Source organism: Mycolicibacterium moriokaense (genome assembly GCF_010726085.1).
GTDB classification, from domain to species: domain Bacteria; phylum Actinomycetota; class Actinomycetes; order Mycobacteriales; family Mycobacteriaceae; genus Mycobacterium; species Mycobacterium moriokaense.
On sequence record NZ_AP022560.1, the window covers coordinates 608,103 to 620,863 of the forward strand.

Annotated in this window: 14 protein-coding genes; 13 read left to right on the forward strand and 1 reads right to left on the reverse strand. The window is 65.6% G+C overall.

Features of this window, described 5'->3' with window-relative positions; all coding sequences use genetic code 11:
• Positions 1–156: 156 nt before the first annotated feature.
• Positions 157–1,212: an MBL fold metallo-hydrolase gene (locus tag G6N43_RS02885; RefSeq protein WP_083155871.1), complete on the reverse strand. Its 1,056-nt coding sequence runs from the start codon at positions 1,210–1,212 to the stop codon at positions 157–159.
• Between the two features lie 152 nt (positions 1,213–1,364).
• Between G6N43_RS02885 and G6N43_RS02890 the strand changes: the two genes are divergently transcribed.
• The 13 genes from G6N43_RS02890 to G6N43_RS02950 all read left to right on the forward strand — a co-directional run bounded on the left by G6N43_RS02890 (position 1,365) and on the right by G6N43_RS02950 (position 12,759).
• Entirely contained in the window at positions 1,365–1,817 is a 453-nt protein-coding gene (locus G6N43_RS02890; RefSeq protein WP_083155873.1) for a MaoC family dehydratase, read from the forward strand.
• The gene (locus tag G6N43_RS02895; protein ID WP_083155875.1) at positions 1,807–3,018 is read left to right on the forward strand and encodes an enoyl-CoA hydratase-related protein; all 1,212 of its coding nucleotides are present in this window, start codon (positions 1,807–1,809) and stop codon (positions 3,016–3,018) included. Before G6N43_RS02890 ends, G6N43_RS02895 begins: the two co-directional genes overlap by 11 nt.
• A gap of 5 nt (positions 3,019–3,023) precedes the next feature.
• Positions 3,024–4,184 (forward strand): acyl-CoA dehydrogenase family protein, encoded by a 1,161-nt coding sequence (locus tag G6N43_RS02900; RefSeq protein ID WP_083155877.1) that lies wholly within the window; start codon positions 3,024–3,026, stop codon positions 4,182–4,184.
• Between the two features lie 8 nt (positions 4,185–4,192).
• Positions 4,193–5,509 carry a phytoene desaturase family protein gene (locus tag G6N43_RS02905; RefSeq protein WP_083155879.1) on the forward strand — a complete coding sequence of 439 codons (1,317 nt, stop codon included), beginning with the start codon at positions 4,193–4,195 and terminating at the stop codon, positions 5,507–5,509.
• Positions 5,506–6,222, forward strand: a complete 717-nt coding sequence (locus G6N43_RS02910; protein WP_163657959.1) for a hypothetical protein — start codon at positions 5,506–5,508, stop codon at positions 6,220–6,222. Before G6N43_RS02905 ends, G6N43_RS02910 begins: the two co-directional genes overlap by 4 nt.
• Positions 6,219–6,803: a cytochrome c oxidase subunit 3 gene (locus tag G6N43_RS02915; protein ID WP_163657961.1), complete on the forward strand. Its 585-nt coding sequence runs from the start codon at positions 6,219–6,221 to the stop codon at positions 6,801–6,803. Before G6N43_RS02910 ends, G6N43_RS02915 begins: the two co-directional genes overlap by 4 nt.
• Complete coding sequence (locus tag G6N43_RS02920; RefSeq protein WP_083155883.1) at positions 6,800–7,063, forward strand: cytochrome C oxidase subunit IV family protein; 264 nt, start codon at positions 6,800–6,802, stop codon at positions 7,061–7,063. The genes G6N43_RS02915 and G6N43_RS02920 overlap by 4 nt, the downstream gene beginning before the upstream one ends.
• Before the next feature lie 97 nt (positions 7,064–7,160).
• Positions 7,161–7,565 (forward strand): SCP2 sterol-binding domain-containing protein, encoded by a 405-nt coding sequence (locus tag G6N43_RS02925; RefSeq protein ID WP_083155885.1) that lies wholly within the window; start codon positions 7,161–7,163, stop codon positions 7,563–7,565.
• Between the two features lie 4 nt (positions 7,566–7,569).
• On the forward strand, positions 7,570–9,108 hold the full coding sequence (locus tag G6N43_RS02930; RefSeq protein WP_083155887.1) for an acyl-CoA synthetase: 1,539 nt from the start codon (positions 7,570–7,572) through the stop codon (positions 9,106–9,108).
• A complete protein-coding gene (locus G6N43_RS02935; RefSeq protein WP_083155889.1) occupies positions 9,105–10,367 on the forward strand; it encodes a cytochrome P450 in 1,263 nt (420 codons plus the stop codon). The genes G6N43_RS02930 and G6N43_RS02935 overlap by 4 nt, the downstream gene beginning before the upstream one ends.
• 12 nt (positions 10,368–10,379) lie before the next feature.
• Complete coding sequence (locus G6N43_RS02940) at positions 10,380–11,171, forward strand: coniferyl-alcohol dehydrogenase (protein WP_083155891.1); 792 nt, start codon at positions 10,380–10,382, stop codon at positions 11,169–11,171.
• An 8-nt stretch (positions 11,172–11,179) separates the two neighbouring features.
• A complete protein-coding gene (locus G6N43_RS02945) occupies positions 11,180–12,568 on the forward strand; it encodes an aldehyde dehydrogenase family protein (protein ID WP_083155893.1) in 1,389 nt (462 codons plus the stop codon).
• Positions 12,568–12,759, forward strand: coding sequence for a ferredoxin (locus G6N43_RS02950; RefSeq protein WP_083155895.1), 192 nt, complete (start codon positions 12,568–12,570; stop codon positions 12,757–12,759). The genes G6N43_RS02945 and G6N43_RS02950 overlap by 1 nt, the downstream gene beginning before the upstream one ends.
• Positions 12,760–12,761 lie beyond the last annotated feature (2 nt).

Sequence of the window (12,761 nt, forward strand, 5' to 3'; positions counted from 1 at the left end):
CACCCGCATCCGCGCGCATGACGCCGACGGTGTCGTCACCGCGCCAGTGGTCCGTCCTCGTGTTCAACCGCTGGCATGTGGAAGTCCGGGTGGGCCGCCGGTTGAGCTCAGCGAGCAGACGCGAAAACCCCCAAAATCAGCCGATTTAAGGGGTGTTCACGTCTGCTCGCGGGAGGAACTCACGGCGAAGGTGCTCACTTCGCAGGATTCATCGGTGCACAGCACACCCGTGCTCGCCAGCAGCTCGAGATGCGCCTGCACCTCGAGGACAGCCGCCATCTGATGGATGGTGTCCAGCTCGGCCAACGCGCGTTCGTGCCGGGTCCACCGCATGCGGCAGGCCGCCGCGAACGCGGTCGAGGCACCGGCGGCCACCAGGTCGGTGATCAGCGTCAGCCGCTGGTCGTGGTGGTCGAGCAACTCCTGGGAGCGCCGGCGGGTGAAGTGGTCGGTGTCGCCGTGCGCGGGCAGCATGCGAAGGTCTTCGAGATCGAGAAACAGCCGAAGCGACTGGAGAAATGACCGCAGCGGCAACTGCTCTGGTGCGCGTTCGAACGCGATGGACGGGGTGATTCGGGGCAGCAGGTGATCGCCGGTGAACGCCAAGCCCGATGTTTCGAAGACCATGTGTCCTCGGGTGTGACCGGGCGTGGCACGCGCGGTGACGCTCACCCCGCCGCCTGCATCGAACGTGTCGCCGTCCTGCAACCAGCGATCCGGGGCCGTGAACGGCATATCGCGTTCGTAGGGCTCCCACTGCAATGCCGCTACCGCCGCGGCGAGCTCTGGAGCGCCGGCCCGCACCAACATCGGCACCTGGGTTGGGTGCACCCCTTCCAGCGGATCGAATCCCGCGATGCTGTGACGCTCCTCGGAACCCAGCATCAGTTCGACCCCTAGCTGGTCGCGCCACTTCACCGCCTGGGTGTAGTGGTCCCAATGCGCGTGGGTGACGAGGATGCCGCGGACGTCCGACGGGGTGTAGCCGAGCGCCGCCAGTCCATTGATCAGGGTCGCTTCCGACTCGGCCGACGCCCACCCCGGGTCGATCAGTGTGACCCCGGCACCGGTGCCGATCGCGTAGGCGTTCACGACCTTGAGGTCCGGCAACGGCAGGGGAAGCGGGATCCTGGTGACGGTGTGCCCGGCGGTGTCCAGCAGGGTCTCGGGGGTGCGGGGAATGTACCGCGACGGCTCGACCTGAGACTTCATGTGCGCGCTCCCTCACCGGTTGTCACAATAATTTAACAGAGAATCGAAAATCTGCTACGGTGGGCCTTGGGAGCGGTGCTGACGTGTATCTCATGAGTTGAATTGAAATTAAAAACTCATGCTGGAGGCGAGCCCTAAACTCAGGAGGCCGTATGGAGATCTATCCGACGCTGCAAGACTTCATCGACGCTGCCGGGACCGAACTCGGCCCCACCGACTGGCTCGAGGTCACCCAGGACCGGGTGAACTTGTTCGCCGACGCCACCGGTGACCACCAGTGGATCCACGTCGACCCCGAGCGGGCGGCGAAGGGCCCCTTCGGGGGCACCATCGCGCATGGCTTGCTCACCCTGTCGCTGTTGCCCCACTTCATGTACCAGCTGTACCGAGTCGACGGTGTCACGATGGCGATCAACTACGGCCTCAACAAGGTCCGCTTCATCTCCCCCGTAGCGGTCGGTGCGAAGATTCGTGCGCGCTCAACGATTTCCGAGGTCGCCACCGTCAATGGCGGCGCGCAGGCCACCATGGTCACCACCATCGAGATCGACGGCTCCGAGAAACCGGCCGCAGTCATCGAATCGGTCATCCGCTATGTCGCTTGAGGTCAGCCATGACGCCCGGGTGGTAACGGCGCAGAACCTCTACACGGCGCTGGGTGCCGGCGATCGTGACGCACTGAATGCCCTGCTGCACCCCGACTTCGTCGGGCATGCCGCCGAGGGCCTGCCGCTCGGCATGGGCGGCGAACACGTCGGCGCCGAGGCCATGCAGACCAACCTGTGGTGGCGCATCGGCGAGCACTTCCGGGTACGTGCGCAGCCCAGCAATTTCGAGGGCCTCGACGACGGGCGCCTGATGGTCACCGGCAACTACGTCGGAAAGGCCCGTCGCACAGGCAATCCCTTGAACGCCGCGTTCGTCCATATCCTCGCGTTCGCCCCCGACGGCCGCATCACCGCGCTGCGGCAGCTCACCGACACCGCGGCCTGGCACGCCGCACTGGACGGTCCTGGACGCCTTCAGGCCATCGACTACTCGGTGACCGGCGGCGTTGCGACGGTCTGCCTGAACCGGCCCGAGGTGCACAACGCGATCAACATGACGGTGGCGCAGGAGACGCTGGAGGTGGCTCGCCGTATCGCCGAAGACGACGCCGTCCGTGCGGTCCTGATCTGTGGGAACGGCCCGGCGCTGACCGTTGGCGGCGACATCGACTTCTTCCAAACGGACATCTCGGAGGGCTTCGGCGATCTCATCCAGTCGATGACTGTCCCGTTCCATCAGGGCTTCGACCTGCTCAGCCGGCTCGACGTCCCGATCGTGACGGCCGCACACGGCGCCGTCGCCGGTGGCGGACTCGGTTACGTGTACGCCGCGGACCTCGTCCTGGCCGCCGAGGGCACCCGCTTCATCACCGCCTTCGCGGGGCTCGGAGTGTCCGGCGACGGCGGCGGCACCTGGCACCTGCCGCGTCTCATCGGGCCACGGCGGGCGGCGCAGGCCTACCTGCGCAACACCCCGATCAGCGACACCGAGGCTCTGGAGTGGGGGCTGATCAACGAGATCGTGCCCGCCGACGAACTACGGGATCGCGCCATGGCACTGGCCACCGAACTGGCGAACGGACCGACGAAGGCCTACGGCGCGATGCGGAAGCTGCTGCGCGAGAGCTGGTCCAACGACTTGCAGTCCCAGTTCGCCGCCGAAACGCGCGTCATCAAGTACACCGCCGACAGTGCCGACGCGGCGGAAGCGATCACCGCATTCCCGCAGAAACGCAAACCAAAGTTCACCGGAAGGTAGCAACCATGCCCGGATTGACCACCGACAGCGCCGAACACCGCGCCATCCGCGAAAGCGTGGCCGGAATCGCGGAACGCTATGGCCCGCAATACTTCCTGGAACGGGGTAGCTCGGGTGGCGACATCGAGGAGCTGTGGAAAGACCTCGGAGCCGCCGGCCTGCTCGGTCTGCACCTGCCCGAGGAATACGGTGGCGGCGGTGGCGGCATGTCCGAGGCCGTGGTCGTCGTGGAAGAGCTTGCCGCACACGGTATGCCGCTGCTGATCTGGGTGATCTCGCCGGCCATCTGCGGCAGCATCCTGGCGCACCACGGATCGCATGAGATGAAGCAGGCGTGGCTGCCGGACATCGCGGAAGGCACCCGCAAGATGGCGTTCGGTCTCACCGAACCCGACGCGGGATCCAACAGCCACAACGTGAAGACCACCGCCACCCGCACCGACACCGGGTGGTCCATCTCCGGGTCCAAGTACTACATCTCGGCGGTGGACCAGTGTGACGCGATCCTATTGGTCACCCGCGACGCGGAGCATTCGACGCCGGAGAAGTCCAAGCTGTCGTTGTTCGTCGTGCCCACCGACGCGCCCGGGCTCACCTACCAGCAGATCGACACGTCGATCGTGTCCCCCGACAAGCAGTTCACCGTCTTCCTCGATGACGTGCAGGTCGGTGAAGAAGCGTTGATCGGTCTGGCAGGCAACGGGTTACGGCAGGTCTTCGACGGGCTCAACCCGGAACGCATCCTCGTCGGCGCACTGTGCAGCGGTATCGGCCGCTACGCCATCGGCAAGGCCGCCGACTACGCCAGAGCGCGCAAGGTGTGGAACACGCCGATCGGCGCGCATCAAGGCGTGGCACATCCGCTGGCCGAGTCGCACATCGCCGTCGAACTGGGCCGGATGGCCACCGTGCGCAGCGCCGAGCTGTTCGACGCGGGGGAACCGGCCGGTGAGGCGGCCAACATCGCCAAGTTCGCCGCATCCGAGGCCGCGTTGAAGGCGCTCGATCAGGCGATCCAAACCCATGGCGGCAACGGACTGGCCCACGAGTACGGACTGTCGCAACTGTGGTTCATCACCCGGCTGATGCGCACCGCGCCCGTCAGCAGGGAAATGGTGCTCAACTTCGTCGCTCAGACCTCGCTGGGTCTGCCACGGTCGTACTAGGAGAAGTCATGTCGCAGAACGATTTCGATGTCATCGTCGTCGGCGCAGGGGCGGGCGGACTGTTCACCGCGGCGCGCCTCGCACACCAGGGTTACCGGACACTGGTCGTCGAGAGCCTCGACAAGGTCGGCGGGCGGGCGTCGACCGACGAGATCGACGGGTTCAAGGTCAATAACGGCGCCATCGTCATCGAGGTCGGTGGCGTCACGCAGCAGACCTGCGAAGAAGTCGGGGCGGCCTTCGACATCCGTGAACCGAAGCCGCCGATCCTGTACCGCGTCGCCGGCAAGGACGTCGACGTCACCGGCGGCGGTTGGGGGTTCCTACTGGGCAAGCTGACCCGACAGGGAGCCAAGCTGGTCCAGGGGATCGGCGCGGCCCGCAACGACTCGGGCCTGCCCGAGGACGAACTGTCGACCGCCGACTGGGTGCGGAAGTACACGAAAAACGAAGGCGTGCACGGCATCTTCCGCAACATGTGTGCCTCGATCTTCGCCGTCGGGTCCGAGGACCTGCCTGCGCGGGTCTTCCTGACGTACTTCACTCGCAAGAGTGCGTTCAAGCGGTTCGGATTCCACCCAGAAGGGACGATCGGGCTGTGGAAGTCGTTGGCGGCAGCGGTTGAACGGGATGGCGGCACCATCTGGCTGTCCACGCCGGCCACCAAGATCCTCACGGACGGGGGGAAGGTCACCGGCGTCGAGGTACTGCGTGACGGGCAGGCCGTGCAGGTGACCGCCCCGGTGGTGGTCAGCGATGTCGGGCCCGCGGCCACGGTGATACTGCTGGGCGCCGAGAACGTGCCCGCCGACTACCAGGAACTGGTCAAGCATGGCGACCGGCCCACCTCGATGATCTCGGTCAACTTCGCCAGCAGGGAACGACTGGTCGACGTCCCCGGCATGCTGAGCTTCTCCAAGTCGCGCCGTCTGGCCTACATCGCGAACTTCACCGACCTCTGCCCGGAGATGGCTCCGGAGGGTTGGAACCTTTACGTCGGAACCTCGGTTCCCGACAACCCGACTGGGGAGTTCGACGAGGAAGCCGAGACGGAACTCCTGTTGCAGGACTTGCGCGACAACATCGAGAACTTCGACGAACGGGCGCGCATCCTCAACGTCGCCGTGACCCGGGACGGCTGGCCGCCGCAGCGCGCGGTCGCAGGCTCCGACCTGCCGCACGACACCCCCATCGAAGGCTTGTGGAACGTCGGTGACGGAGTCAAGGAGTACGCCAACGGCGGCACCACCGCATGCGCAGAAACCGCAAAGCTGGTGGTGGACAAGATCGTTGCGGCGTACCGGCCGGCAGCGGTGCAGCCATGACACGCAACAGCGTCCTGCTGGTGTGCGGGTGGTGCGGCCCGCTCACCCTCGCCGTGACATTGGCCGGCTGGCTGATCGCGGGCGTGCTGCCGTTTCCGCTGGGACCGTCGAACTCGCCCGACGAGGTGACTGCCTTCTACGGGTCCGGCATGCATGTATCGATCGGGTTCGCCGTCGCCACGATCGGCATTTCTCTGGTCGTCCCGCTGGTGGGCGCGATCTCGCACCTGATGCTCACCGGCTCACGCGAAGCGCGGCTGCTGTCGTTGGTGCAGTTGGTCTCCGGGTCGGTCACCGCGGTGATGCTGTTGGTACCGATGCTGATCATGGCGGTCGCGGCCTTCCGCCCCGCCCGGAGCCCTGAGTTGACCGTTCTGCTCAACGATCTGGCGTGGCTGCTGTTCATCCCGCCTGTCGCGCCGTTCATCATCCAGAACCTGGCGATCGCTGCTTCAGCACTCCGCGACCCTCGCTCGCCGATTCCGCGATGGGTCGGATACCTCAACTGCTGGATCGGATTCACGTTCACGTTCGACGTGCTGGCGCTGGTCTTCCACCGCGGACCGTTCACGTGGAACGGCGTCCTGATCTTCTGGCTGGCGCTCACAACCTACTCGGTCTTCTTGCTTGCCATGGGTCTGCTGGTGCGACAGCGCGCCATCGAGGACGCCGCCGATGTACCCGCCGCCGACGACGTAGGGCTCACCGTATGACGACGTACGCCGAGCGGACCGCACAGCCGCAGCAGCACCGCCTGGCCAGCGACACCCCGTTCTGGGGGTTCGTCTTCGCCGACATGACGGTGTTCGCGTTCTTCTTCGTCGCCTACCTGTGGCAGTTCGGCAACAACCGCAGCGAATTCCATTCCGATGCCGCGCATCTCGTCATCTGGCTGGGCCTCGTCAATGCGCTGATCCTGCTGACCTCCTCCTACCTCGTCGTGCGTGCGGTGCAGAACCATCGGGCCGGCACCGTGTCGCGCCCGCTGATCGGGTCGGCACTGCTTCTCGGGGCGGCGTTCGCGCTCGTCAAGTCGATCGAGTACGCAATCGAGATCGGCGCTGGCCACACGCTGACGTCGTCGACCTTCTTCATGTACTACTTCGTGCTGACCGGCCTGCACCTGATGCATGTGGTGATCGGCAGCGTCCTGCTGATGACGTGGTGGCGCGCCGAGCGCGCGGGGCGCCCGGTCAGTCGGCGCTTCGCCGAGAGCGCCGCGGGGTACTGGCACATGGTCGATCTGCTGTGGATTCTCATCTTCTCGTTCGTCTACATCGGGAGCCACGCATGATCGCGGCGCGCCGACGGGTCATCGTCGTCTACGGGGTACTCGTCGCACTCACCCTTGTGGCGCTGGTCTTCACGACGGGATCGGTTCACGAGGTGCTCAGCCCGCGCGTCGCGGCCGCCTGCGCCGCGGTGATCGCCTTCGGCAAGGCGGCGCTCGTCGCCATGGATTTCATGGAGCTCAGAGGCACGCCGCTGCAGAGGTGGGCCCAGGTGTGGTTCGTCGTCGTCGGCCTCGTCTGCATCGTCCTGATCCTCCGATGAACAACCGATCCGCCGGCTTTCGTAAGTTGACTTATGGGCCTGATGGTGTGACCATACTCATACCCGGTTTTGAATATAGAATAAATTAAGGAGAACGATGGGGTTCGCCAACTCTTCCGAGGTCACGCGCTATATCGGCGGGATTTTCGAGACGGCGTTCGAGGACGCCGAGATCGGACCCAAGCTCGTCGACACCGGGCTGGTCATCGCGTTCGACTTCACCGAACCGGAGGCCTTGGTGGTCATCGACATGGCCAACCGCAGCATCCGGGAGGGCCTCGACGGAGGACCGGCACCGACGGCGACCATGGCCATGACCGCAGACACCGGCAACGCCTACTGGCAGGGCAAGGTCAACCTCCCCTTGGCGATGGCGAAGCGGAAGATCAAGGTCGACGGAGACATGGCCAGCCTCCTGAAGCTCGCACCGTTGGGGAAGAAGCTCTATCCGGTCTATATCGACCGGCTCAAGAACGACGGCCGCGACGACCTGCTGGTCTGACCGCATGTTCCCCGGTACGCACGCGTCCACCAGGCCCGATCACCCGGCGATCGTCATGGCCGGATCCGGAGCGGTCACCACCTACGCCGAACTCGAGCAGCGCTCCGCCGCGGTGGCGTCGGCGCTGTACGACATGGGACTGCGACGCGGAGACGTGATCGCGCTGCTCTCCGACAATTCGGCGGCAGCCCTCGAGGTGTATTGGGCGGCAATCCGATCGGGGCTCTACATCACCGCGGTGAACTGGCACCTCGCGCCCGAGGAAGCCGCGTACATCGTGAACGACAGCGGTGCGCAGGTGCTGTTCGCCTCGGCGGGGATCAGCCATCTCGCCGCCGAACTCGTACCGCTGACCCCAGCGGTGCGCAAGCGGTACGCATTCGGCGGACCCGTCGCCGGCCATGACAGCTATGTGGAGCTGCTGGACCGCGACCGGCCGCCGCTACCGGGTCAGCCCCGCGGAGCCGAGATGCTGTACTCGTCGGGAACGACGGGACGGCCCAAGGGGATCAAGCCGCGGCTGTTGGACATCGAGGTCGATCAGCCCGGCGACCCGCTGATCGGGATGCTGGAGCATGCGTTCGGAATTACGCTGGACGACGTCTACCTGTCCCCTGCGCCGATCTATCACACGGCGCCGTTGAAGTGGTGCGGCGGCGTTCTCGCCCTCGGCGCCACCGTCGTCCTGATGGAGCGTTTCGACGCCACCGAAGCGCTGGCGACGATCGAACGCTATCGCGTGACGGTCACCCAGATGGTGCCGACGATGTTCATCAGGATGCTGCAGCTGCCCGACGATGAACGCGAGCGATACGACGTCTCGTCCCTGCGGTTGGCGGTGCACGCCGCGGCACCTTGCCCACCCGACGTCAAGGACGCGATGATTTCCTGGTGGGGTCCCGTTCTCGTCGAGTACTACGGGGCCACCGAACAGCATGGGACGACGGTGATCACGACGCCGGAGTGGCAGCAGAAGCGCGGCTCGGTCGGCCGGGCAGCGCTTGGCGTTCTGCATATCTGTGACGACGACGGAGCGGAGCTGCCGACCGGCGAGATCGGCACGGTGTACTTCGAACGCGACGTCACCCCGTTCGAGTACCACAACGATCCCGCCAAGACCGCCGAGTCCCGGCATCCGCAGCACAGCAACTGGTCCACGGTCGGCGATGTGGGATACGTCGACGAGGACGGCTATCTGTTCCTGACCGACCGCAAGGCGTTCATGATCATCTCCGGCGGAGTCAACATCTACCCGCAGGAGATCGAGAACCTGCTGGCGCTGCACCCGTGCATCGCCGATGTGGCCGTAATCGGTCTGCCGCATCCGGAGATGGGTGAACAGGTCAAGGCCGTCGTGCAACTGCGCGACGGGATCACCGGCTCGGACGAGCTCGAGCAGGAGATCATCGACTATGTGCGCCAACGGATTGCGCACTACAAGGCGCCGCGCTCGGTGGACTTCACCGAGGAGCTTCCACGCACGCCCACGGGGAAGCTGGCAAAACGACTTCTCATCAACAGTTACCTGGAGGTCTCAAAATGACTGCAGTACAGGCCCAGACCGCCCGCCCGCCGTACGACCCCATCAGCATCTCCCCGACCAGCTTCTGGGCGCAGACCGCCGACGAGCGGGAGAAATCCTTCAAGATCCTTCGCGATGAACGCCCGATTTCCTGGCACCCGCCGATCGAAGGCACGGTGATCCCGGCCCCCGTCGACGGAGTCTGGGCGATAACCCGCGCCGAGGACATCGCCTACGTCAGCAAGAATCCCGAGATCTTCTCCTCGGCGCAGGGCGTCCAGATCGAGGCCATCCCCGAGGACCTGCTCGACGCCGCGGAGTCGTTCCTCGGCATGGACGGTGACCGCCACTCCAGCCTGCGCCGCCTGATCAGCTCAGTGTTCACCCCGCGTCAGGTCGCCAAGATCCAGGACCAGGTGACGGCACAGGCCGTCCAGATCGTCGACGACCTGCTGAAGACCACCAGCGGCGACTTCGTCGAGCAGGTGTCCAAACGGCTGCCCATGTGGACGATCTACGAGATGGTCGGGCTGCCGCCCGAAAAGCGTGATGAGGCCGCGCATTACGCCGACGGCATGGTGTCCTGGGCAGACGCCGACGTGGCGGCGGGCAGAGAGCCCGGAGAGGTCGTCACCGACTCCCTGGTCGGTCTGCTCACCATCGGGCTGGAACTGGCCGAGCAGCGCCGCGAGGCACCCACCGACGACCTGATGTCGAAGTTGGTGCAGGCCGAGGTCGACGGGCGCAGCCTGACCGACGACGAACTCGGCGCCTTCTTCGTGCTCCTCTCCGTGGCAGGCAACGACACCACCCGCAACACGATCACGTTAGCCACTATGGCGCTGCAGCAGTTCCCGGAGCAGCGGGCGCTGCTGGCCGAGGACTTCGACGGCCGCATCGCCCTGGCCGTCGAGGAGTTCGTCCGCTGGGCAAGCCCGGTGATGACGTTCCGTCGCACGGTCACCCAGGACACCGAGTTGCACGGGCAGCACATTCGCGAAGGCGACTGGGTGGTGCTGATGTACTCCTCCGGAAACCGCGACGAGCGGGTGATCGAGGATCCCTACACCTTCAACATCCTGCGTAAACCGAATCCGCACAACGGTTTCGGCGGTGGCGGACCACACTTCTGCATGGGCGCCTTCCTGGCGAAGATGCAGCTGACGGCGATGTTCCGGGAGCTGATCTTGCGGGTGCCCAACCTGCGGGTCGGCGAGCCGGAGTACCTGACGGGCAACTTCGTGCACGCCGTGAAATCCCTGCCCTACACCCTCGACTAGGAGTCCTGCCATATGTCTGAATTCGCTGGAAAGCGTTACGTTGTCACCGGTGCTGCCTCCGGGATCGGCGATGCGACCGCACGCAAGCTCCTCGATGCGGGTGCGTTGGTGTACTCGCTGGATCGGAACGCTCCCTCGGCGGCGGTGACCGAGCACATCACCGTCGATCTGGCCAATCCGCGCAACATTGACGCCGCTCTCGAATCGCTGGAAGGCGAGTTCGACGGCTTGATGAACATCGCCGGAATCCCCGGCACCGCCCCTGCCGATCTCGTGATGGCGGTGAACACGTTCGCGGTGCGCCATCTGACCGAGGCGTTCTTCGAGCGGCTGGTGCCGGGCGGGACGATCACCATCGTGTCCTCCACTGCAGGCTTCGGTTGGCCGCTGCGGCTGGAGGCGATCCGTGATCTGCTCGCCACCGACACGTTCGAGGACGCGGAGGCCTGGTTCAAGGCCAACCCGCAGCAGGGCAACGCCTACAACTTCTCGAAGGAAGCCACCACCGTCTACACCATGAGCATGGGACTTGCGGTGGCGCAGATGGGCTTTCGGATCAATGCGGTGTTGCCCGGGCCCGTGGAGACACCCATCCTGGTGGACTTCGAAGAGTCGATGGGCAAGGACACCCTCGACGGTGTCAAGGAACTGCTGGGCCGCCACGCATATCCGGACGACATCGCCGACGGCATCCTGTTCCTGGCCTCGGACGCGGCGAGGTGGATCAACGGCCACCCGCTCGTGATCGACGGCGGCATCAGCGGAGCCGTCGCATCCGGAGTGGTCGCCGCCCCTGAAATCTGAGGAATACCATGACTCTTCACCTGCAAGCCGAAGCCGCAGGTTCGGCAGTGGCCGCAGACCTGCGCACAGTGTTCGAGACGGGTCGTACCCGGCCGGTGCAATGGCGCATCGACCAGCTGGCGGCCATCGAACGGCTTTGTGACGAACAAGAACCGGCGATCGCCGCAGCCTTGGCCGAGGATCTGGGCCGCCCAGCGCACGAGGCGTGGCTTGGCGACATCGCGTCGACGAAGGGCGAAGCGGCCTACGCGCGCAAGCACCTTCGCAAGTGGATGCGCCGCCGCCGCCAGCCGTTGCCGTTGGCGCAGCGGCCCGGACGAGGCTGGGTGCAGTACGACCCGCTCGGGGTCGTCCTGATCATCGGGCCGTGGAACTACCCGGTGTACCTGAGCCTGGGTCCGCTGGTGGCCGCCGTCGCGGCGGGGAACTGCGCGGTCATCAAGCCTTCCGAGTTGGCGCCGGCGACCTCGGCGCTGCTGGCCCGGCTGGTGCCGCAGTATCTCGACGGCGACGCCATCCGCGTTGTCGAGGGTGACGCGCAGACCACCCAGGACCTGCTGGCTCAGGGATTCGACCACGCGCTGTTCACCGGCGGTACGGAGGTCGGGCGCAAGATCATGGCCGCCGCCGCCCCGACCCTGACACCGGTGACGCTCGAGCTAGGCGGCAAGAGTCCGGTGATCGTGACTGCCGATGCCGACCTGGACGTGACGGCACGCAGGTTGGCGTGGGTCAAACTGCTGAACTCCGGGCAGACGTGCATAGCCCCGGACTATGTGCTGGCCGACTCGAGGATCGCCGACGAACTCGTCAGCAAGGTCGTCAAGGTGATCGCCGAGTTCCGCTCGGCCGAGCCGGACCCGTCGCTGCCCATCGTCAACCAGCGGCAGTTCGACCGGCTCGTCTCGCTGATCTCCAGTACCACGGGAACAGTTGTCACCGGCGGAAATTGGGACGTCGACAGCTTGCGGATCCAACCGACGGTGGTCGTCGATCCGGCTCCGGCCGATCCCGTGATGGGCGAAGAGATCTTCGGCCCGATACTGCCGGTGCTCCGAGTGGACTCAGTCGATGCGGCCATACGGTTCGTGAACTCACGTCCGAAACCGTTGGCACTCTACGTGTTCACAGGCTCCCAGCGGCGTGGACGCGAGATCATCGACGTCGTGCCCTCGGGCGGCGCCGTGATCAACCACATCGCGATGCACTGTCTGGTGCCTCAGTTGCCGTTTGGCGGAGTCGGTGCCAGCGGGATGGGTGCCTATCACGGACGGTGGGGTTTCGAGGCGCTCAGTCACCGCCGGGCGGTGTTGGCGAAGCCCGCCAAGCCGGACCCGTCGCTGATGTATCCGCCGTACACCGATCGGGCACTGCGCATCATGAGGAAGCTGATGTGATGAAGCTGCGTGTGGACCACACCAAGTGCTCAGGCATCGGAATGTGCGAGATGACGGCGCCGGCGGTATTCGAGGTCGGGGAGGACGGCCTGGGCGTCGTCATCGACGAGAACCCACCGGAGAGCGAATACGCGGCCGTCGAGGACGCAATCGCCAACTGCCCCACGGGCGCGGTGTCTTTCGAAGACTGATC